Source organism: Belnapia rosea (assembly GCF_900101615.1).
Lineage (GTDB): Bacteria > Pseudomonadota > Alphaproteobacteria > Acetobacterales > Acetobacteraceae > Belnapia > Belnapia rosea.
On the sequence record NZ_FMZX01000038.1, the window covers coordinates 1 to 21,945 of the forward strand.

At 66.1% G+C, this 21,945-nt stretch carries 17 protein-coding genes and 2 pseudogenes; 8 read left to right on the plus strand and 11 right to left on the minus strand.

Annotation, left to right across the window (positions count from 1 at the left end):
- The 3 genes from BLR02_RS25950 to BLR02_RS25960 all read right to left on the minus strand — a co-directional run.
- Positions 1-197: transposase (locus BLR02_RS25950; protein ID WP_245704966.1), on the minus strand; the 197-nt coding region annotated here is incomplete at its 3' end.
- Positions 198-358: 161 nt separating this feature from the next.
- Positions 359-775: a DUF3489 domain-containing protein gene (locus BLR02_RS25955; RefSeq protein ID WP_090665195.1), complete on the minus strand. Its 417-nt coding sequence runs from the start codon at positions 773-775 to the stop codon at positions 359-361.
- Between the two features lie 406 nt (positions 776-1,181).
- Positions 1,182-1,984 (minus strand): IS5 family transposase gene (locus BLR02_RS25960; protein ID WP_090665196.1). Its coding sequence is split into 2 segments (ribosomal slippage): positions 1,182-1,625 and positions 1,628-1,984, totalling 801 coding nucleotides; the frame shifts between segments, so codons are not numbered across the junction.
- 312 nt (positions 1,985-2,296) lie between these two features.
- On the opposite strand from BLR02_RS25960, the gene BLR02_RS25965 reads away from it, so the two are divergent.
- Positions 2,297-3,088 carry an SDR family NAD(P)-dependent oxidoreductase gene (locus tag BLR02_RS25965; RefSeq protein WP_090665197.1) on the plus strand — a complete coding sequence of 264 codons (792 nt, stop codon included), beginning with the start codon at positions 2,297-2,299 and terminating at the stop codon, positions 3,086-3,088.
- A gap of 168 nt (positions 3,089-3,256) precedes the next feature.
- Here BLR02_RS25965 and BLR02_RS25970 read toward each other — a convergent pair whose 3' ends face one another.
- The gene (locus BLR02_RS25970) at positions 3,257-3,640 is read right to left on the minus strand and encodes an ABC transporter substrate-binding protein (protein ID WP_245704963.1); all 384 of its coding nucleotides are present in this window, start codon (positions 3,638-3,640) and stop codon (positions 3,257-3,259) included.
- Between the two features lie 432 nt (positions 3,641-4,072).
- On the opposite strand from BLR02_RS25970, the gene BLR02_RS25975 reads away from it, so the two are divergent.
- Positions 4,073-4,357, plus strand: coding sequence for a terminase TerL endonuclease subunit (locus tag BLR02_RS25975; RefSeq protein WP_245704964.1), 285 nt, complete (start codon positions 4,073-4,075; stop codon positions 4,355-4,357).
- Positions 4,358-4,693: 336 nt separating this feature from the next.
- The gene (locus BLR02_RS25980; protein ID WP_090665199.1) at positions 4,694-6,649 is read left to right on the plus strand and encodes a PHA/PHB synthase family protein; all 1,956 of its coding nucleotides are present in this window, start codon (positions 4,694-4,696) and stop codon (positions 6,647-6,649) included.
- 96 nt (positions 6,650-6,745) lie between these two features.
- Here the strand turns inward: BLR02_RS25980 and BLR02_RS31020 are convergent.
- A pseudogene (locus BLR02_RS31020) lies at positions 6,746-7,885 on the minus strand (alpha/beta fold hydrolase).
- 292 nt (positions 7,886-8,177) lie between these two features.
- On the opposite strand from BLR02_RS31020, the gene BLR02_RS25990 reads away from it, so the two are divergent.
- Positions 8,178-8,825 (plus strand): phasin family protein, encoded by a 648-nt coding sequence (locus BLR02_RS25990; protein WP_176849836.1) that lies wholly within the window; start codon positions 8,178-8,180, stop codon positions 8,823-8,825.
- 192 nt (positions 8,826-9,017) lie between these two features.
- The gene (locus BLR02_RS28995) at positions 9,018-9,485 is read left to right on the plus strand and encodes a hypothetical protein (RefSeq protein WP_143018317.1); all 468 of its coding nucleotides are present in this window, start codon (positions 9,018-9,020) and stop codon (positions 9,483-9,485) included.
- A 249-nt stretch (positions 9,486-9,734) separates the two neighbouring features.
- Here the strand turns inward: BLR02_RS28995 and BLR02_RS25995 are convergent, their stop codons facing one another.
- Together BLR02_RS25995 and BLR02_RS26005 are read right to left on the minus strand one after the other, a co-directional pair.
- Positions 9,735-10,700, minus strand: coding sequence for an IS5 family transposase (locus BLR02_RS25995; protein WP_090665201.1), 966 nt, complete (start codon positions 10,698-10,700; stop codon positions 9,735-9,737).
- A gap of 504 nt (positions 10,701-11,204) precedes the next feature.
- Complete coding sequence (locus tag BLR02_RS26005) at positions 11,205-12,986, minus strand: SLC13 family permease (RefSeq protein WP_090665202.1); 1,782 nt, start codon at positions 12,984-12,986, stop codon at positions 11,205-11,207.
- Positions 12,987-13,232: 246 nt separating this feature from the next.
- Between BLR02_RS26005 and BLR02_RS26010 the strand changes: the two genes are divergently transcribed.
- On the plus strand, positions 13,233-13,919 hold the full coding sequence (locus BLR02_RS26010) for a DUF533 domain-containing protein (RefSeq protein ID WP_176849837.1): 687 nt from the start codon (positions 13,233-13,235) through the stop codon (positions 13,917-13,919).
- A gap of 8 nt (positions 13,920-13,927) precedes the next feature.
- Here BLR02_RS26010 and BLR02_RS26015 read toward each other — a convergent pair whose 3' ends face one another.
- The 4 genes from BLR02_RS26015 to BLR02_RS26030 form a co-directional block, all read right to left on the minus strand.
- Positions 13,928-14,353 (minus strand): CBS domain-containing protein, encoded by a 426-nt coding sequence (locus BLR02_RS26015; protein WP_090665204.1) that lies wholly within the window; start codon positions 14,351-14,353, stop codon positions 13,928-13,930.
- Positions 14,354-14,364: 11 nt separating this feature from the next.
- Positions 14,365-14,760, minus strand: a complete 396-nt coding sequence (locus BLR02_RS26020; protein WP_043343849.1) for a response regulator — start codon at positions 14,758-14,760, stop codon at positions 14,365-14,367.
- Positions 14,753-18,448, minus strand: coding sequence for a PAS domain S-box protein (locus BLR02_RS26025; RefSeq protein WP_176849838.1), 3,696 nt, complete (start codon positions 18,446-18,448; stop codon positions 14,753-14,755). The genes BLR02_RS26020 and BLR02_RS26025 overlap by 8 nt, the downstream gene beginning before the upstream one ends.
- A 286-nt stretch (positions 18,449-18,734) precedes the next feature.
- Entirely contained in the window at positions 18,735-19,175 is a 441-nt protein-coding gene (locus BLR02_RS26030) for an SPW repeat domain-containing protein (RefSeq protein WP_218128078.1), read from the minus strand.
- Positions 19,176-19,826: 651 nt separating this feature from the next.
- On the opposite strand from BLR02_RS26030, the gene BLR02_RS26035 reads away from it, so the two are divergent.
- Positions 19,827-20,315, plus strand: coding sequence for a sulfite exporter TauE/SafE family protein (locus tag BLR02_RS26035; protein WP_090665207.1), 489 nt, complete (start codon positions 19,827-19,829; stop codon positions 20,313-20,315).
- Between the two features lie 33 nt (positions 20,316-20,348).
- Positions 20,349-21,898 (plus strand): annotated as a pseudogene (locus BLR02_RS26040) (IS3 family transposase).
- Positions 21,899-21,945: the final 47 nt, after the last annotated feature.

Below are 21,945 nucleotides of genomic sequence, written 5' to 3' on the forward strand. Positions count from 1 at the left end.
AACACCCCGGCCCGGGTCCACTCCTGAAAGCGTCGATGGGCTGAGGAGGACGAGCAGATCGTTGTCTCGCGGAGCGCGTTCCACTGGCACCCCGTCCGCAAAATGAAGAAGATGGCGTCCATCGCCGCCCGGTCAGGCACCCGCGGGTTGTGGCAGCCCAACGGGTGCTTCGGCCGCGGCGGCAGCAGCCGCTCCATCTTGGCCCAGAGCGCGTCCGGCAGGCGCCAGCCGTCATCCCGGACACGCCGCCTCTTGGTCTTCAGATCAGCCCTTCTCGCCATCCCTGGCAGATAGTGATCAGGCGGGAAGCTGCCTACCGAGATACGCTCTTAGCCGGCTCCCTGCAGCGCCGGCCCAATCAACTCGCCTCGGCGATGCGGTACACGGTGTAGCTGCCCTTGGCGCTCTCCTTGCCGGGGCCGACCTGCCGGACCCGCTCGGCAGCTTCGACCGCAATGCCTTGACGCCGCTTCAGTCCGGCGAAGAAGCCCCTCACCGTATGGGCCTGCCATCCAGTGACCTCCGCTATCTGGGCGACGGTGGCGCCCTCCGGCCGGCGCAGCATGGCGAGCACCTGCTGCTGCTTGGTGCCCTCGCGCGACTTGCGGGAACCGGCAGTGCGGGGCAATGGTGCGGGCTTCACCAAGATAACGCGAAGGGCGACGACGGCGTCGGCGAGGCCGGCGCGCTCGCCAGCCCAGTCGCCCCAGCCGATAAAGACGCGACGGGCGGCGTCACGCAGGCAGGGGCGGTGAGATGCTCCATGCTGGCCCATAGGGGGGCCATCAGCGGCTGGGGCCCCATCATTCAGTGCAACTGGCACAAACGCCGCCAGCCCATCGCTGCGGAAACCAGTAGGTATGCTAGCAGCGCAGGTGCCACTCTCCGCGGCCAAGGCGTTGCGGCCCGCTGCGGTGATTCGCAGTTCTACCGCCTGGCTGTCCAGCTTCCAGAGGAGGTTGGCGCACCGGCCCGCGGCATCCCCTATTGCCTGTAGCAGGCCGGCCTTCACCAATTCCTTCGCAACGGCGCTGCGAGGTGCTGGCGGTAAGGCGACTGGTAGAGTTGCGATGCCGTCTGGGGGCTGTGCGGCCTGTGCCAGAACATCGGTCTGGGTTTTGCTGAGCTGGGTCACTCTCGGATCTCCGTGCAGGACCCGATTTGTCGGGTCCTAAGGCCTGTTAGAGCTTGATGGCTTTGATCCAATCCGCGGTGGCTGCGAGGCAGAGCACACCGAGGAAGGAGCGTGCGGTTTTCTCGTAGCGAGTGGCAACAGCGCGCCACTCTTTCAGTCGTGCCCAGAGGTTCTCGACCAGATGCCGGTTGGCGTAGATCCAGTCCGGGCAAGCCACCGGCGCGTCGGTGCGCCGGGGCGGGATCGCAGGCCGCGCGCCCATGGCCCAGATACGTTCGCGGAAGGCGTCGGACGCAAAACCACGGTCGCCGACCACCCAGCCGGGCACGTCTGGCAGACAGTCCAGCAGCCCCGGCGCCATGGGCAGTTCATGCGCCTGGCCCGGTGCCAGGGCGAAGGCCACTGCCCGGCCACGGCCATCGGCAATCACGCAGGCCTTGGTGCCGTAGCCGCCACGAGAGCGGCCAAGCGCCTCGCGCACATCTCGCTCCTAGCTATTGCATCCCCCTTTTTTGCCCCCGCCGCTTTCTGGTGGGCGCGGATGTTGGTGCCATCGATGAAGGTCATGCCAAGCGCGATCCCGCGCTGCTGCACCAGGTCCAGCAGGCGCTCCCAGACGCCCTGCTTGGCCCAGCGGATGAACAACTGTGCGACCAGCCACCACGGGCCAAGCTCTGCCGGGACACTGCGCCACTTGGCGCCATTCTGGTGCCGCCAGAAGATCGCCGAGATGGTACGCCGCAGCTCCTTCGGTGGCGTCTTTCCCTGCGGCCGGACCTCCTCGATCAGCGGCTCCCAAACTGCCCACGCCGCATCAGTGAAGACCCCGCACCCGTTCCCATCAGCCATGCGTCGAATATGGGAATAGCATTCAAGCTGTGACAGGCCTTAAGACCCGAACCCCCGCATGATGCACGGCGGAAGCGGCTGGTTGGCTGGCATCAGCCGCGCCGGTGTGGGTGACCATTCGCTTTGCTGCGGCGGAAAGTGAAGCGGCATTTCGACTGCGCAAGAGCCGTCGCCCTAATCGGCATCATCGGGGCGGCGGTGACCGTATCTCCATTCGAAGCTGTTACAAAACGGCCCGCGTCTTGTATTCTGATACCTAGGCGGCAAACATGCCTTTGCACCGAAAATGGGTGCGAGAGGGAGGAAAACGTCATGGATTTCAGCGACAAAGTCGCCGTCGTGACTGGCGGCGCCAATGGGATCGGCCGAGCCGTTTCGCTGGGTTTTGCACGACACGGGGCGAGGGTGGTTGTCGTTGACCGTGATGCCGAGGCGGGCGCGGCGGTGGCGGCCGAGATTGGGAAGGCAGCAATCTTCCGTCAGGCGGACGTGACATGCTCCGCCGATGTGCAAGGGTACGTCGAGGCGACGCTCGACGCGTTCGGCACGATCGATTGTTTTCACAACAACGCCGGCATTGAGGGACGGGTCGCACCGACGGCCGAGTACGATGAAGCGACCTTCGACGCGGTGATGGGTGTGAACGTCAAGGGCGTGTTCCTCGGGCTGCGGCACGTTTTGCCGGTTATGATCCGGCAGCAGCGTGGGGCGGTGGTGAACACGGCCTCAATCGCTGGCTTGGTTGGAACGGCGGGGATGCCAGCCTATGTGGCCTCCAAGCATGCGGTTATCGGGTTGACCAAAGTGGCGGCAGGCGAGGTCGGCGCGCTCGGTGTCCGCGTGAATGCAATCTGCCCGGGTCCGATCGCGACGCGCATGGTGCAGGACATCGCCAAGCAGGTATCGCCGAACAATCCGGAGGGCGTCGAGGAGCGGTATGCGGCTTCGATCCCGCTTCGGCGCTATGGCACGGCAGAGGAGGTGGCGAACTTGGTTCTGTTCCTTTGCTCCGATCTCGCCAGCAACATCACCGGCGCTCAGTACGTCATTGACGGCGGGCGGACAGCGGCGCCGGTCGGCGTGTCACAGGGCAGCGTTCGGTAAGACGTGAGGTTGAGCTGCAAACCCGCCAAAGCGATCAGAGCGTACAGCCACCTTGATCGATCGGACGGAAAGCCTGCTCGGGCGGAACAGTGCGGAGCAGCTGGTAGCAATCCCAGGGCTCTTTGCTCTCCGCCGGGGACTTCACCTGGAACAGGTACATCGGGTGAGTCACCCGCCCATCCCGCCGCACGGTGCTGCGGCCGTAAGCGATATCCTCGCGGGAAGCTCCTTCATTCGGTCCGTCGCTGCGCGGCCAGCAGCCTTTGCCCTGTCCACACCGATGCTGGCCACTGCCTTCAGGTAATGAATGGTTGCGGAATAGCACCCGGCTTGCAGCATGCTCGGCTTGCGATTGGACAGGCGCGGCGCGAAGCGGGAAGCAAAGGCCCGCGTGCCATCGTTCAGGTCGCAATAAAAGGCTTCGGACAGCACTAGCCCCTGTGCCGCCTCCAACCCGACCGCCTGCACGTCGGGAATCTGGAACAGCAGGCCCGCGAGGCGCTGACCGCGCTGAGTGATGCCGAACTCCGCAGCTTGCTTGATGCAGTTCACGGTGTCTGAACCACCGTTCGCCAGTCCGATTACCTTCGCCCGGCTACTCTGTCGCACGTGGCTGCCAGACGGCACAGCGGACCTCGCCCAATTCGCGCTTGAGCTTCACCCAGTGATCACCACCATCCTCGTTACGGAAAATTTGGCCGAGGTTCGAGCAACAAAAAATTAGAGAGGGGTCAGTCGGGTTCATCGCCAGGCACCAAGGCGTACTATTTAAGGTGCCAGGTAGATTGGCATCGCGCCAAGTGACGCCGTGATCATCGCTCAGCAACAGGCGCCCGGTCGAGCCGGGTGGGCCATCTCCATTCGTCAGAAATATGCGGCCATCGCCCCTGCCTCTCGCTATGATCGTACGCGTGTATTGCCAGGGTGAGTCCAGCACCTGCGTGCTCCAACTTTCGCCATCGTCGGTGCTGATGGATTGAGATGGTGGAGTTCCGCTCGACCACGGCGAACTTCTCGCCGGCGATCATCGAGCTCGACGCTGCCATGCGCTCGGGCCGCCTTCAGCATGACGGCAACCCGGTGCTGGAATGGTGCATCGGCAATGTGGTCGGCAAGCCTGATCGCCGGGGCAACCTCTACCCCACCAAGGCGCGGCCGGAGCAGAAGATCGACGCTGCGGTCGCGCTCATCATGGCGATTGGGCGCTCGATGACCGAGCCAGAACAGTTCACCAGCATCTATGAGCGGGCGGAGTTGTGGCCGGCGTGAGGCCGTGCAACGCGGTCCAAGCTCAGCGCCCCCTCCTCTGCGTCCGCGAGTCGGCATCGATCCCGTTGCGTCCCAATGCCTGGCGGTGAACAACCCCGAGGCGACGGCTGTGCTTTGTTGGCGGCGTGGGAGCGTTCCGCTCCGCGCCCGCGTGACTATTGCAGTGCATTTGCACACAGTCTCCAACCCGGCCAGCCCTGAGGCGTTCAGGAATCTTATTTGACGTCGCGGTTGAGCCGCATGTCGGATTGCAAGCGCCACGGTGAAGCGGGGCCACGAGGTCGGACCGAGCGCGACACCGGGTGCGGACGGGAGCGCCCAAAAGGAGGGAACACCATGGCGGGCCAAGACATCGGCGAGAATGGCGGAAACGGGAATTTGGGCCAAGGCAGCGGAGGTTCTCCGCCCGGCCCCGACGCGATGCTCGGCGTCTGGACATCCTGGGTGGAAGCGATGTCGAAATCGACGGGCTGGGACTGGGCCAGCCACGCCAAGCCGTGGTGGCAGATGACGATCGACCAGCTCGGTGGCAGCGCACTCGCCGGCGGGGTGGCGCAGCTTGGCGGTATGCTGACCAGGGACCCCTTCCTACGATCCGTGGACCAGATGTGGAACGCTAATCCGCTGCGCGATGTTGTGCCCGTGGACTGGGCGGAGGTCGTCAGAGCGCTCCGCACCGTGTGGCTGCGCTCCCTAAACCGGCCCGACGCGGTGATGGCCGTAGTGGATTTGAACGCGAGCTTGTTGCGCTCGGCTGTGGAAACTTGGAACGATGCAAGCCGGCAATGGTGGGATGGTGCGTCGGCGGGCAGCGGCGCTCCTACCGGCGGCGGTGATAAGCGGTTCGCCGCGCCGGAGTGGCACGCCAACCCGGCATACCGCACGCTGAGGGAGGCTTACCTCCTCGCCTCCGATTGGCTGCTGAAGCAAGGTGCCGAGCAAACAGAGGGCATGGATGAGGCGGAGCGCCGACGGCTCAGCTTCCACCTCCGCCAGTTCGTGGATGCCATGAGCCCTACATTGCTACTGGCCTCGAACCCGGCGGCGCTGCGCCGTGCGATGGAGACCGGCGGCGCCAGCCTTGCTAATGGCGCGCGCAATTTGGCGGCCGACCTGAAGGAAGGGCGGCTCAGCATGGTGGACGCCACCGCCTTTGCGCCGGGGCGCAACCTCGCCCTGTCACCGGGCAAGGTGGTTCACCGCAACCGCCTGCTTGAGCTGATCCAGTACGAGCCGACGACTGAGACGGCGCACCGGACGCCGCTGCTGCTTATGCCGCCCTGGATCAACAAGTTCTACATCCTCGATATGCAACCGAAGAACAGCATGGTGCAGCACCTCGTCTCGCAAGGCTTCACCGTGTTCATGGTGTCCTGGAAGAACCCCGACGCTTCCATGGAGGAAACAAGCTTTGAGGACTACATGGACCTCGGCCCGTTGGAGGCGAGCGACGTCGTGCGCGAGATCACCGGCACCGAATCCATCAACGTGATGGGCTACTGCATCGGCGGCACGCTGCTCGCCATGACCCTCGCCTGGCTGGCCCGGAAAGGGGACAAGCGGTTCAACGCGGCGACCTTCATGGTCTCGCTGCAGGACTTCTCGCGCGTGGGCGACACCGCCGTTTTCATGGACGAACCGGCCATGGACATGGTCGAGCAGCAGATGATGGAGCGTGGCTATCTGGACAGTCGAGAGATGTCCAACATGTTTAATCTGCTGCGTTCAAACGACCTGATCTGGGCGAACGTGGTGAACAACTATCTCATGGGAGAGAAGCCGCCTGCGTTCGATTTGCTTTATTGGAACAGCGACGGCACCCGCATGTGCCGCGCCGCGCATGCTTGGTACCTGCGGAACACCTACAAGGAGAACAACCTGATCGTGCCAGGTAAGATCGAGCTGAAGGGCGAGCCGATCGACCTCGGGCTTGTCGCGCTCGACACCTATGCGGTCGGCGCGGAGAAGGACCACATCGTCCCTTGGGACGCCGCTTGGCGCATCACGCAGCTCTTCGGGGGCAAGGTACGTTACGTGCTCGCCTCCTCTGGTCACATCGCTGGCATCATCAATCCGCCGGGCGGCAAGGGAGCCTACCGGACCAACGAGACCCAAGCGGCAACGCCGGAGGAGTGGCGCAAGGCGGCCACGAAGCACGACGGCAGCTGGTGGACGGATTGGACGGCCTGGCTCGCGGCGCGCTCGGGTGAGAAGAACAAGCCGCCGCCGATGGGCTGCGCCGCGCACCCACCGATCGCGGACGCGCCGGGCACCTACGTACTGGAAAAGTAGAGCAAATGCGGGCGCGTGTCCTCCAGCGCCCGCCGCACCTCGGCGGACCTCGCCGCATTGGGACCAGTCCGTCACACACCTCGGACGGTGGCGCTGCTACGCTGCTTGGGCCGGACCCTCAGAAACTACTCGGAACGGCACAGGGGCTACTGGAGGTGCTTCGGCGGGCACCTTGGCGGACATCCCGGCAATCACCTGAATAGCCTCGACGACTTGCTCCGGCGCGGAGTGGTGGACCATGTGCCCTGCTCCCTCGACAATCCGCAGGACGCTGCCTGGTATGGCGGCGTGCAGGCGCTCAGCACTGCGTTTCCAGACGATTTTGTCGCCGTCGCCTGCCAGAATGAGAACGGGCATTTGGAGGTCGGCATAGTGCCGGCGCAAACCCAGCGCGCCGGGAATCATCAGTATGCCATCGAGCGAGGTTGCGCGGATCTGGGACGGCCGCAGCGCCATCTCGTCCGAGTACTCGCGCCGGAACCGGTTTGGGACTGGGGCAGGAGAGAACATGGCGCGCTTCTGCAAGGGCATCAGGAGCCGCCCCAACCACGGCGAGACCGTGTGGCGCAGAATGTCCCCCAGCAGCGGGATCGCCCCTGTGGTGACCAGCAGCACGTCCGGTCGCAGAGTCCAGAAGTAGTAGCCGGAGAGCAGTACGAGGCCTGCCGTGTCAGCCTGGTGCCGCACTGCCAGCGAAAGCGCCACGATCGAGCCCCAGGAGTGGCCAACCACAATCAGGCGCCTGATCCCCGACTACTTGAGCGCTTTGTGGAGCAGTTCGGCCTGTTGCGTCGCCGTCCAGATGCGGCGGCGTGGGCGCTCGCTGTGGCCGAAGCCGGGGCGGTCAAAAATTATGACCCGGTGAGTTTCCAGCAGGCGCTCGACGACGCCGCTGGTGTCGTAGTCGTCGCCAGACACCACGTTGCCGTGGATAAGGACGATCGGTTGCCCGACGCCCCGGTCGGTATAGTGCAGTCGGACGCCGTCCACATCGAGGAACGTACCCCTGGGTGGATGTTCGCACTCCGCCCGGCGCGCAGCGGTGCGGTTCACCAGGGCAAGTGCGCCGAGGGCGGCGACGGCCGCTCCGCAGGCCAGCACCGTCCGGCTCCCGAGAAGGGTCTTGGCTGCTGCTACAAGCTTCAATGCTGTGTTCCTATGATGTTTGGCCGCGACGAGCCCATCAGGGACAATCAATTCGGGACGGCGGGGATAAGCCACCGAAACCAATGGCATCGATGACGAAGCTGGCGGCGTAGCGGCGACCAGCAGGGCAGTCAAACAGGTGAAAAGAGAACCGTTCTAAATATGAACTAGATAATCCGTGTGTTCATCCTGAAACCCAAATCAATGAGCAGTGGGAGAGAAAACTCGCGCGTTCATCCAAATAAAACACCGCAATCTGAAATAATTCCTACGTTCCCGACCGCAAACTGTCTCTTGCGCCAGGACGTATACTGGCTCACAACGCGGTTGTGCGGCGCACCATTCTTCGATGTTTCGCAAGTATATTGGGTGGAGAATTCACATGGTCGACATCAACAAGCCGCAGGACGCACGTGCAGCTGCTGTCACTGATGCGGCGATTCGCCGCGCTGCCGATGCCGTCCAGCAAGGCGGCCACGCCACGGGTGAGGCGCTGCGCCAGAATGCTGAGGTCGGCGCTGATGTGGCGCGCCACGGCACCAACGCTGGAGCTGAGTCCGCCCGCCGCGGCGCCGAACTAGCGAACGACACAGCGCGCCGGAGCACGCAGGCGATGGTCGACGCCCAGCGCCAGATCTCCCAGGACGCGGCGCAGCGCTTTGAGGAGGTCAGCCGCAAGGTGGCCGAGGCGGCCCGGGGTACGACTGAGAACGTGCGCCAGTTGATGGCGCTGCCCAACGCCGCCGAAGGCGGGTTGCGGGACCTGCAGCAGGGGGTGGCAGGACTTATTGAGGGCGTGGTGCAGACAAATCTGCGCGCGGCGCAGGAGCTGTTCCGCCTCGCCAACCCGGCGCCGATCATGGAGCTGCAGCAGCGCTTCATGCGCGAGTACACGGACACCCTGTTGCGCAACAGCGCCACGCTGGTTCGTGCAACGCGTCGCACCGCCGATGAGACGCTGCGTCCGCTCGAGGAGAAGATCCGCCAGGCTGACCAGGGCCAGCGGCCCGTCCAGACCGCAGCGGAGTGACACCGGCGCGGGACTCGCAAGGGTCCGGAGCCTAAAAGGGAGCGGCTGGGGCGCCATAGGTGCCCCAGCCGTTTTCATGTTGCCCTCGACCACCCGGTGCGCCGGCGCCGCACGCCGAGCCCGGGAGAGCCCAGCCTGTCCTCCAATCGTGACGACAACGTCTGGCGCCACGGTAAACACGCAGAGTGGAACATGGATAAGATCAAGCACGACCTCGCCGGCCTGGTGGAGGAAGCCGCTGCCAATATGCGCCAGCTGATGACTGCCGCGCCTAGTTCCGGCACAGTCGGCGCGCAAGTGCAGGAGGCGCAGCGGGCTGCGTCACGGCTTTTCAGTGGCGTGATGGCGACCAACAAGCTCTTTGCCGAAGCGCTACTGGATCGCGCAGAGCCGGGCCCGGCAGTAGAGCTGCAGCGGCGCTTTGTCGGTGAATACTTCGACGCACTGGCACAGGGTGGCACTCTGGTGCTCCGCGCTGCGGGAGAAGCGGCGCAGCAGTCCTCAGACCAGGCGGCACCCGAACGTGGCCACCGCGAGAATGGTGCCGGGGCGGCGCTCGCCGGAGGGGCCGCGCCGGCTCCGACGAAGCGAGCACGGCGTCCTCGCTCACAAGTGCCGCACAAAAGCGGCGCGCTCGTTCGAGGGAAGGCAGCGAAGTAGACGTTCGGTCTAGAGAATGGGCTGACTGGCAGTCTTGGGCGAACGGAGGCCGGCACGACGCCGTTAATAGCTAAGGCTTGTCGCGCAACGGCCTGAAGACTGCTCAGCGATTCGGTAGACAGAGTAGCTGCCCTTGGCGCACTCCTTTCCAGACTCGACCTGCCGGACCCGCTCGGCAGCCTCGACCGCGATGCAGCGTGTTGCATGGGTCAGGGGCCTGGACGCATTCGTCCCTGCCCGCGCTTGCGATCAAGCGACGCGGACGTATTCGGGCCGTCCAAGCTCGAGCATTCGGTTCAGCAAGTTGACGGCGATGGCCACCTCGGTCGCCTGTCGCCCATCCGTTCGCAAGCGAAGCCCGTCGCCGATGACGCGTTTCCACCGGGAGACGTCGGCCTCTACCAGGGCGCGCCAGTTATAGCCCGATGCGCGCTGCCAGCCCATGCGGCCGCGCTCGGCAATACATTGCAAGTGCGCATCCCGCTGCGTCGGCGCGGTTTCGACCGTGGCGCTCGGCACCGCACTCGCGCGCGGCGGGACGACGACAGCCGCATCGGGGTGTCGCGCCGCGACCGCGGCATAGACATCGTCCCGGTCGTAGGCACCATCGCCGATGAAGGCCGCCACCGAACCATCAACCCGGTCGAGCAAGGGGCCGACTTGCGAGCCGTCGTCAGCATCCCTGTCGGTCAGCACCGAGGCGACGATCTGGCCCGTGTCGGCATCGGTGGCGAGGTGCAGCATCTTCCAGGCTCGGCGCCGCTTGCTGCCATGCTTCTCCTCCAGCCAGCTGCCGGGACCGCACAGCCGTAGTCCGGTGCTGTCGACCAACAGGTGCACCGGCTCACGCCTGCAGCGCGGCCGCATCACCTCGAGCGTCTCGCCCCGGCGGCTGAGGGTCGAGTGGTCCGGCACGGCAAGGTCGAGGCCAAGCAACTGCAGAATGGAGCCAATCAGGCCTTCGGTTTGGCGCAGCGCCAGGCGGAACACAGCCCGCAGGGTCAGGGCGGTGGCGATTGCCAACGCGGAGTAGGTGGGCTGCCCGCCCCGGCCGGTGCGTGGCTCGGCCTTCCAGGCCTCGATCGCCTCCGGCGTGAACCAGACGGTGAGGCTGCCGCGGGCGCGCAGGCCAGCATCGTACTCGGCCCAGTTGGTGACCCGGTGCTTCTGCTTGGGAATATGGTGGCGCCGAGCGCCGTTCGTTTTGAAAGGCAAGAGGCCGACCCCTGAAGGGTAAAGGGGGACACGCCCCGGCCTTATCCTACCCGAAGCGGCCCAAGCCGCCGACCGCTGCAACAAAGCGGCGGGGCTGACCACCACGGCCAGTGCGAGGCTCAGCCCGCCACGCCGCGATTGCCTCCGCCGTGGACCACACGGTGAGGCTGCCACGGGCGCGCAGACCAGCCTTGTAGGAGGCCCAGTTCGTCACCCGGTGCCGCTGCTTCGGGATGCGGTTCCGGCGGTCGGCATTAACCTTGTACGGCATGGCGGGCGCCTCATTAGCCATCGAGGGTTGGCCCTCACGCCAGCCTACCCGAGGATGCCCAACCGGGCGACCCATGCACCAAGGTCATCGCCTGACACACAGCAGCGGCGCACACGCCACGTGTGGCGCTTCGTCGTTCCCAGCCGTGTCAGCCGCGAAATGCGGTTACCGGGACCGGCTCCTAACCCTCACTTCACGTCGTCATGTTTGACGCGAGCGCTGGCAGAACTAAATCAGCCACCCCCGGTTGGCCAGACAACCGCAATGAGCGGTATGCCGACTAGAATAACAACAATGGACAGGGGGAGACCCAGCCTCCAGTAGTCACCGAAGCGGTAGCCGCCAGGCCCCATGACCAGCGTGTTGCACTGGTGGCCGATGGGCGTCAGGAAGTCGCAGGCTGCACCTATCGCCACCGCCATCAAGAACGGGTCCGGGTTGAGGCCGAGGCGCTGCGCCAGGCTTGCGGCGATCGGTCCCAGCATCAGCACGGTCGCGGCATTGTTGAGGAAGGGCGTCACTGCCATGGCCAAGATCATCATCAAGGCCAGTGCGCCGATTGGCGGTAAGGCCTGCACCATGCCGGAAAGCCAGCCCGCGATCAAGTCGCTGCCGCCAGTCGTGCGGATTGCCTCGCTCACCGGAATCAGCGCGCCAAGCAGGATCAGCACCGGCCACTCGATGGCGTCATAGGCCTCCCGCATGCTCAAGGAGCGAAGCAGCAGCAGGACAACCGATGCGGCGAAGAAAACGATGCCCACCGGGGCCAGGTGAAAGGCCACGGCTGCCATGGCGACGGCCAGCACGGCGACCGGCACATAGCTCCGACGCCGTTGACCGAGCGCGATATCGCGCTCGGTCAACGGCAGCACGCCCAGAGTGCCCAGCGTTTCCGGAAGGTCGTTGCCCGCACCTTTCAGGATCAGGACGTCGCCAGCACGGAAGCGTACGGCCTTCAGCCGCTGGCTGATACGCTGCCCGCTGCGGCTGACGGCGAGCAGGCTGACGCCGAAGCGGTCGCGCAGGGCCGATTGCGCGATCGAGCGGCCTATCAGCGAGGAATCGCCGGTGACTACGCCCTCGATGACGCTCACCTCCTCCGCTGGGCCGTTTGCGCCGGGATCCCTCTCGCCAGCCAGCCGGAGCCGCGCCCGAGCGAGGATTCGTTCCAGATCCTCCGGCTCGCCTTCCAGCAGCAGGACGTCTTCGGCCTGCAATTTCCACTGCGGCGTCGGCGCGTAGCGGCGGAACCGCTCGCGGATGATCGTCGTCACGGTGACGCGCCCTTCGCCGAGCGCTTCCAGCTCCGCCACGGTCCTGCCGATCTGGGGCGAGTCCGGCGGAACCCGAGCCTCCGCCGTGTAGTCATCCATGGTGAAGGCTGCATCCATGGAAGCCGCACTCTTGCGGCCATGTGGCAGCAGGCGCCAGCCAAAGGCCAGGAAGGCCAGCGCGAATGCACAAATCCCAAGCCCGACCGGCGTGTAATCGAACATGCCGAAGGGCTGTCCGGTGACCTCCTCGCGCACCCTGGAAACGAGGATGTTCGGTGAGGTTCCAATCATGGTGATCAGGCCGCCGGTCAAGGAGGCGAAGGCCATCGGCATCAGCAGGCTGGAAGGTGAGGAGCCGGTACGCCGCGCAAGTTGCAGCGCAACCGGCATGAAGATGGCGAGCGCCCCGATATTCTTGGTGAAGATCGAGGACACCATCACGGCTGCCACCAGCGCGGGCACCTGGGTCCGGGCAGAGCGGAGATAGGGCAGGACGGGGCGCATGGCCGTCTCGACTGCGCCGGAGCGTGACACTGCCGCACTGACCAGCAGCGCCGCGGCGACGATCACCACCACGTCGTCGGCAAAGCCTTCGAACGCCTTGTCCGCCGGGATGATGCCGGTGACGACCCCTGCCAGCAGCGCGGAAAGTGCCACCAATTCATAGGACAGCCGCCCCCAAATGAAGAGCAGGATGGTGACGCCGATGATGCCAAAGGCGAGTGCCTGGTCGAGAGTCATCGCGGCTGCCCGCCCGGGGAGTGCCCGTTGCAGGACGGGATCATGGCGGGTAATTCCTTCGGCGGCACTGCGGAACCATCGGACCGCCCGATGGCACGGAAGCTGAGGCGGGACGGCACAGCCTGGGCCGGCTGGCCGTTGTGCCGGCGGGCGGGGGAAGCCCGATGCCCGCCAGGCAGGTGCAGCAACCTGTTCAGCCCCTTCGGGTTCCGTGCGGCCTGAGGGAACGTGGCTTCAGGCATGCCGTTGCTGGGAGCGACGCGCAAGGTGCTGGGAGCGACGCGCAAGGCCGTCGACACGAAAGGGGTGCCGCAAATGGCAGGCGCGCAGCAGGTTCTGAGCCGGTTGCTCACATTCGCCCGGAACCGGGATGGCCAGTCGCATGCGCTCCAGCAGCAAGCGCTCGGCGAGGCGGCCGAGGCGGAACTCCGCGAGGCGCCACCCGCACCGTCAGGCCGCCGTCGCCGGTCGGGTCCGCCGCCGCAGCGGATCATCGAGGAGGCGCTCAGCCAGAAGGCCCTGCATGCCTGGCTTCAGAACCGTCACCAGACACTGTTCCCGCTGACCTTGAATCTCCGCAGCCTGGATGCTGCCGGACGGGAACTCCTGGTGCATATCATGGTCGCGGCTGCCGAAGCCGATGGAGGAATCGACCGAGATGAGCAGGGCCGCATCCTAGAGGCAATCACCGCGACGGGCGGGGAGGAGGCCGAGCGGCGTCTGCTGCCAGAGGCGCTGCGACAGCCGAGACCGCTCGCCCATCTGCTGCGGCAGGTGCAGGAGACCCATCTCAGCGCGTATGCCTATGCTGCGTCACTGCTGACGCTCGACCAGCACAGCCGGGTGAACCAGGCCTATCTGGAGTATCTCGCCGCCCGGCTCGGACTGCCCGCGGAGGTCACGAACAGCCTGAACCGCCGCTACCGGCGTTGATGCCCGGATCAGGCCGGCGCCTCGGTGACCTCGCGCAACGAGGCCTGCAGGGTTCCGCTGTCCAGCAACAGTCGGCGCGACAGATCGGCCAAGGTGATCCAGCCAGCCACCACCCCTGCTGCATTCCGCACGGGCATGCGGCGGATGTGATGCGAGGCCATCAGATCCATGACAGCCTGGACCGGCTCGTCCTCCCCGCAGCCGATGACGGGGCGCGTCATCACCTCCCGTATCCGCACCGCGGCGGAATCCAGCCCCTTGGCGACAACCCGGTAGAGGATATCGCGGTCGGTGACGATGCCCTGGAGCCTCTCCGCCGTGCCGACAGGCAGCGCGCCCACCTCAAGCTCGCCCATCATAACCGCCGCATCCGCCACCGTTGCCTCTTCGTCGATGAATTCGACGTCGCGGCTCATCACCTCGGATACCTTCATCGCATTCCCCCTCAGGACGAGGCGGCCGGGTCGGCGCCGGCGCGGAGCTTCAGCGCGCTGTCGATCTGCGCGACAAGCCCGGAGAAATCCACCGGCTTCGCGTGATAGTCGTCGCAGCCCGCGCCGAGCGCCTTGTCCCGATCGCCGGTCAGGGCATGGGCGGTAAGTGCGATGATCGGGATCCGTGCCGTCTCGGGATCGGCCTTCAAGGCCCGTGCGGCAGTCCAGCCATCCATGACCGGCAGGTTCATGTCGAGCAGCACCAGATCGGGCTGTTCCGAGCGTGTCTTCTCGACGCCCTGCTGCCCATCCGTTGCGACCACGACCTCGAAGCCCCGTCGCCGAAGGCGGCGCGACAGGAAATCCCAGATCTCCTCATGGTCCTCGACCAGCAGCAGCTTAGCCATTGCCATCTCCTTTTCGATCGCGCGGCTGAGGCTTCGGGGCAGGGGAGCCCGCCCGGCCGGCAGCGACCCGCCGCAGCTCCAACGCCAGTTCTTCCGGAACGCCGTCCTCCGCCTGCACGATGCGCTGGACCTGCCCGCGCAGGCGCTCCTGCTCGGCCGAGGTCAGCTCACGATCGGCAACCGCGACCACCGGGATGGAGCACCATTCCGGGTGGCGTCGCAGCTCCCGGAGAAAGGTGAGACCACCGGGCTCGGGCGCCTGCAGGTCCAGCAGGATCACCTGTGGCGTCGTCCCCGCCAGGCACCGGAGCCCGTCCTCCCCGCTTTCCGCCTCGACCACCGACCAGCCCTCCGGCTCCAGCATCCGGCGAAGCTCGTCGCGGGTGCCAGGATCGTGCTCCACCACCAGCGCCTGGCCGAGCGGGTCCATCGAGCGATAGGGTTCGACGAGGCGCTTCAGGCGCTGCCAGTCGACCGGCTTGGGCAAATAATCCGCGGCACCGAGCGAGAAAGCCAGGTTCTTCTCCTGCACGAAGCTCACCATGATCACCGGCACATCGGCGAATTCAGGATCGGCCTTGAGCGCCGAGAGCACCGCCCAACCATCCATGCGTGGCATCATCACATCGAGCAGGATGGCCGCCGGTCGTGTCGCCCGCGCCGCCTGGAGCCCTGTCTCGCCATCCACGGCGGTGCGCACCCGGAAGCCCTCCCGCATGAGGAAGCGGGAGAGGAGGTCCCGGGTCGGGGCATCGTCATCAATGACCAGAACCTCCGGGCCATCGCCTTCCTCCGGCACGGCCTGATCGAAGGGTCCAGGCCCGGAGCTGGTCTCGATCCGCAGATCGGCCGGGAGCCGGATGGTGAAGGTCGTCCCCTGGCCGGCGACGCTCTCGACATCGATGTCGCCGCCCATCAGATGGGCGAGGGCCTTGGTCAGGGCGAGCCCGAGCCCGGTGCCGCCGAAGCGACGGGTGGTCGAGCTGTCGGCTTGGCTGAAGCGCTGGAACAGCTTCTGCAACTGCTCCTCGGTCATCCCGATGCCGGTGTCGCGCACTCGGAATTCCAGCCTGTCCGCGCCGCCTTCGCCCGGCAGCCGGCGTGCCGAGAGAACGACCTCGCCACGTTCGGTGAATTTGGCGGCGTTACTCAGTAGGTTGAACAGGCACTGTCGGAGCTTCACCGGATCTGAATACATCTGGCCCAGGCCCTCAGGCGCGAGGTCGAGGGCGAATTGGTTCGCGTTGCGAGCCAGGAGCGCCTGCACCGTATCCGCCACCTCGGACACCAGCGCGTTCGCATCGAAATCCTCGACCTGGACATCCATCTTGCCGGCCTCGACCTTCGAGAGATCAAGCACGTCGCTGATGAGGTCGAGCAGGTGGCGGGCATTGCTGCGGATCTTGCGGATGTCGTCGAGCAGATTTTCGGCACCCTCGGCCCGGAGATCCTCGACCTCCTCCTCGAGCAATTCGGTGTAGCCGATGACGGCCGAAAGCGGCGTGCGCAGCTCATGACTCATATTGGCGATAAATTGGCTTTTCGCGCGGTTCGCCTCCTCGGCTGCTTCCTTCGCCGAGACGAGCTCCTCCTCGAAACGCCGCCGCTCCGTGATATCGACAGCCGCACCGATCATGTGTTGCGGCCGGCCATCGGGGCCGCTGGTGGTCCTGCCCTTGCCGGAGATCCACCGCACCGCCCTGTCATCAGCGCGGATCACCCGGTACTCGATATCCACCTCACCGCCTTCGGTGAGGATGCGCGCCACCTCCGCCGCGATCCTGTCCCGGTCCTCCGGATGGACGAAGGCGGTGACCGCGCTTTCGATACTGCCCGGCCGTCCCGAGGGCAGTCCGACCAGACGGGAGAACCCTTCATCCATCTCGAACAGGTTGTCGCGGATATCCCAGCGGAAGGTGCCCGTGCGAGACGCCAGCAGAGCGGCCTGGAGCCGCTCCTGGCTCTCGCGGAGGGCGCGTTCGGTACGGCGCATCTCCGTGACATCCATATGGAGGCCGACCCACTCGCGGATGGATCCGTCCATTGTCAGGATGGGAACGGCACGCGCCAGCATGTGGTGCCATTCGCCGTCGTCGCGGCGCACGCGATGCTCGGCCTCGTATATTTCATGGTGCCGTAGCGCGTTCCGCCAAGCCGCCACGGTATGGGCCCGGTCCCCCGGATGGACGGCATCAAGCCAGCCGAGGCCCTGATAGTCCTGGGGTGTCTGCCCCGTGAAGGCGGCCCAGCTCGGCTGTTCCCCGGTCATCTCGCCGGAGGCCGGGGTCGTCCAGACGATGGCTGAGGTCGCGCCGACCAGTGAACGGAAGCGCTCCTCGCTTCGGCGGATCTCCCGCTCCGCCCGCCTGGCATCCTCAATGTCAGTCGAACTGCCGAACCAACGCAGGATGCGGCCTGCGGCATCCCGCAATGGCACGGCGCGATTCAGGAACCAGCGATAATGGCCGTCTTGTCCCCGGATGCGGGCCTCAACCGTGTAGGTCTCGCCGGCGGAAAGGGCGGTCCGCCAAGCCTCGGCCATCCCCGCCAGGTCATCGGGATGGACAACAGCTTCCCAGCGGCTGTCCAGCGCCTCCGTGGAAGGCAGGCCGCAATACCCGATCCAGCGGGCATTGACATAGTCGAGGGCGCCGTTCGGCGCGGCCGTCCAGACCAGTTGCGGGATGGAATCCGCCATGAAGCGGAAATGCTCCTCCCGCTCGCGCAGGGCGCGCTCGGCATGCCGGCGCCGGATGAACTGGCCGATCTGTTGGCCGAGGCTGGCCAGGGCGTTGCGAAGGTCGTCCTCGAGACGGATCGGCTCGCGGTCCAGGAATTCAAGAACACCCAGCGTCGTCGTGCCGGCCTTGACCGGCACTCCAATCGCCGAGCGGAAACCATCCTGGGCCGCAGCGGCGCGCCGAGGGATGGTGGCCTCCTGGGCGAGGTCGGGGACCAGCTCAGGTGCCCCATTGGCCCAAACCCGCCCAGGCATGCCCTCGCCGTACCGAAACCGCAGCGTCAGCGCCTGCCGTTCGAGAGCGGGCGCCTGCACGCCCGGTGCACGCCAGGTTGCGGCTGGCATAAGGCTACCGCCCGCTTCCTCGGTGATCCAGAAGACGCCCATGTTCCAGCCGAGACCCGTTCCGATGGCCTGCAGGATCTTGGGCAGCGCCTCTTCCGGGCTGTCGTCGCCGGCCAGCACTCGGCCCACGGAATACTGAACCGCAAGCCGCGCCTCGACATCAGCGCGTTCCGCTTGGTCACGGAAGGTGACAACGCTGCCGACTACGTGACCGTCGCGCCGGATCGGGGCGGACGAGTATTCGGCCACGAAGAATGTGCCGTCCTTCCGCCAGAGCATCTCATTGGCAAGCCGCACGGCACGGCCGCTGGTGATAGAATCCAGCAGGGGACATTCGGATTGGGGATAGGAGGTTCCATCAGCACGGGTGTGATGGATGAGGTCATGCATGTTGCGGCCCAGGACCTCATCGGCAGTGCCGTAGCCGAGGACGGACAGGGCAGCCTCGTTGACGAAGCTGCACGCGCCCCGGTGGTCGACGGTATAGACGCCGACCTCCATCGCCTTGAGGGCAGTCTGGGCGATTTCACCGAAGCCGCCGGGCGCTTCAGGTTGCAGGGTGTGGTTCGGGGGACGCGTGCCGCTCGGGTTTTCGTGGTTCACAGCTGGTTCGTGCAGCTGTGAAAGCAGCTCTGCCGAGAAGTAGGTAAGGGACGACGGCTGCTTGCTAGCCGGACCTGGATCGGAGCCATACATTCGTCAACGCGCATGAAAATGCCGCGTTCCTGGCAAAAGCAACGGGAGCACTATTGCAGCAGCGCGATATTCGCCGTGGTGGAACTGGCTCGCTGCGGATGTCACCCCGACCCTGTTTCGTGCTTCGCAGCCATCGCCCTTATCGCCGCACAGGGCGGCGGCTTTGCCTTCGGCCGCCCATCTTCCGATGCAGTCAAGCGGTGCCCGAGGCCAACTTGTCCTCGTCGGCCGTTGTCTCCGTCACCAAGGCCAGTCCGGCTTCCAACAAACCAAATATCACATGAGGCAGCCAGACTTGGTCCACGAACCCGAATAGCCATGGCGAGGCAGCGAGCAACAAGCCACCGACCACGTCAATCGCCAGGTGAGCCGATACCGGAACCACGCGGATCAACCCTGCCTCGAACCGCGTGAGCAGAGCCAAGCCGATGACGGTGAAGCCGACAAGCCAGGAAACCCACTGTGCCGCGCCGCCGCCCGAGAAGCCCAGCACATAGGGGGCGGCGATCAGCACAAGCCCGTAAACGTAGTCGATGACGCCATGCGCCCGGGTGGAGACAAAACGCATCGTCAACCTTTCTGGGATACTGCGGCGATTGGCATCGGTTACCGCCACGGTTTGCGTTGCCTGCAAGCATGCGTCCGCACACTAGTCCGAAACTTCGATAACGTGGGTACAAGCTAGCGTTTCCTGCCGCTCCCCACCGTTACGCAGCGGTGTGCGGAATGCCGCTGATGGTTCCTGCCGTCATGCTCGCCGGTCTGCCCGGGCCGAATCATGGCCGTGCTGTCGCTGAGGGCGCAAACGGAAACCCTGCAGCGGGCATTTTCAAAATGTCGGCGTCTATCCGGAACGAAGTGGCTGGGCCAAGCTGCATTGATGATGCCCGAGCTCGCCATCCCCTCCGGCTCGCGGACGGAGGACAGCGAAATCTCGATGCTCAGGAAGCGGACCTAGTCCTGGAAGTCGCGCGACAACCAGGGCGCAGGCGCGCCACTCGCTCAGGCGAACGACGGTAACGTTGAGCTCGCGGGCCAGGGTCTCGGGCGGTTCGCCGCGCAGCAGGCGGGTGACGGCGGCGAGCTTGCACCGGGCCGAGAAGCAGCGCTTCGGCCCGGCGCGGCCCGAGGGGGTGCCGGGGACAGCGATCAAGGCGCACGCGTGCCCCAGGCGTGCCGGTGGCCGAGCCGCACCACCCCGTCAACGCCGATGGGAGGGGCACCGTGACGAGATGGGACGCCCCCTGTATAGGACGAGCCCACCCTCCGAGGAGCCTGTGCCTCCATGCAACACCTGCAGGACCCCTACTGGCTCGCGGGGCTGGCGGCTGCCATGGCGGCGACAGGCTTGGTGTCGGGCACGCTGGCCGGGCTGCTGGGGGTGGGCGGGGGCATCGTCATCGTGCCGCTCCTGTTCAACATCTTCCCCCTTTTCGGCGTGCCGGAGGCGGTGCAGATGAAGGTGGCGGTGGCGACCTCGCTGGCCACCATCGTGCCCACGTCCATACAGTCTGCACGCAAGCACTATGCCAAAGGGGCGATGGACGTGCCGCTGCTGCGTTCCATCTGGCCGGCCATGCTGGTGGGCGTGGTGCTCGGCACGCTGCTGGCGGTGCATGTGCGCGGGGAGGGGCTGACCGCGGTCTTCGCCCTGGTCTCCCTCCTAGTGGCGCTCAACATGGGCTTCACCGGGGTGAGCTTCTCCATTACCGACCGGGTGCCGGACGGGCCGCCGCGCCAGCCCCCTGTGTCAGAGCAGTTGTCGCCTGGATAGGATCGCGCAATGAGGGGGCGCGGGTGATCGAGAATGGCGAGAGACGGACAAGCCTTCAGGGACCGCATCGTGGCGCGGCTGCTACCGCCGGAGAGCGCGGCCATTGATGTGGTGTCCCGAGAGGTTGGGGTCAGCGTTGCAACCTTGGAACGCTGGCGGGCCCAGGCGCTGGCCGCACCCGGTGAGCTGACGAACAACCAGCGCTGGACGCCGGCGGCACGGCTGGAGGCGGTGATCACCACGGCGACGATGGATGAGGCCGCCCGCAGCACCTGGTGCCGCGAGCAAGGCCTCTACCCCGCCGAGCTGGAGGCCTGGAAGCATGATGCCATTGCCGGCCTCGGCGAGCCGCGGGCGGCGAGTGCCGTCGAGGCGCGGCAGGACCGGCGACGGGTCCGGGAGCTCGAGCGCGAGTTGCACCGCAAGGACAAGGCTTTGGCTGAGACGGCCGCCTTGCTGGTGCTGCGAAAAAAACTGGATGCGGTCTTCCGCGACGGCGAGGACGAATGACCCGCCTGGAGGACCGCCAGACCCTGATGGCCGAGATCACGGCGGCCAGCGCCGCCGGCGCCCGGCTCGCCCCAGCCTGTGCCTTGGCCGGCATCGACCTGCGGACCTTTCAGCGCTGGCGTGGCGAGAACGGTCAGGTCCGGGCCGACCGCCGGCCCGACGCCATCCGGCCCAGGCCCTCGCAGGCCCTGAGCGAGGTGGAGCGGGCGCAGATCGTAGAGTTGGCCAATCAGCCACGCTTCGCCAGCACGCCGCCGGCCCGGATCGTCCCGGTGCTGGCCGACGAGGGCGTCTATGTCGCCAGCGAGGCCAGCTTCCATCGCGTGCTGCGTGACCATGGCCAGATGCAACGCCGCGGCCGGGCTCGCCCGCCGCGGACAGCAGGGCCGCCCAGCACGCATGTGGCCACCGCTCCAGGGCAGGTCTGGTGTTGGGATGTGACCTTCCTGCGGGCCCAGGTGCAGGGGCGCTGGTTCTACCTGTTCCTGATCCTCGACCTGTTCAGCCGCAAGATCGTCGGCCATGAGGTCCATGAGACTGACCAGGCCGAGCACGCCGCGCATCTGGTCCGCCGCACCGCGCTGGCCGAGGACATCCATGCCCGTGCGCACCGTCCGGTGCTGCACGGCGACAATGGCTCGAGCGTCAAGGGCACCACCGTGCTGGCCATGCTGCACTGGCTCGGGATCGCGCCATCGCACTCGCGGCCCAGGGTCAGCGACGATAATGCCTATGCCGAGGCGCTGTTCCGCACCGCCAAGTACCGCCCCGACTTCCCCACCGCGGGCTTTGCCGATCTCGCCGAGGCACGGCACTGGGCGGCCGCCTTCGTGCGCTGGTACAACCACGAACACCGTCACAGCGGCATCCGCTACGTCACCCCGGCCCAGCGCCATGCCACCGAGGACCGGCCCATCCTGGCCGCCCGCCACGCGCTGTACCAGCAGGCCCGCGAGGCCAATCCCCGCCGCTGGAGCGGGCCGACCCGCAATTGGACCCCGATCGGCGCCGTTACCCTCAACCCAGAGCGCGACAGCAGCGTCGCGGTCAGCACATTGAAGCAAACCGGATAGGGGGGCGATTACGAGACCAAGGCGACAACTATCTTGACGCGCACCGC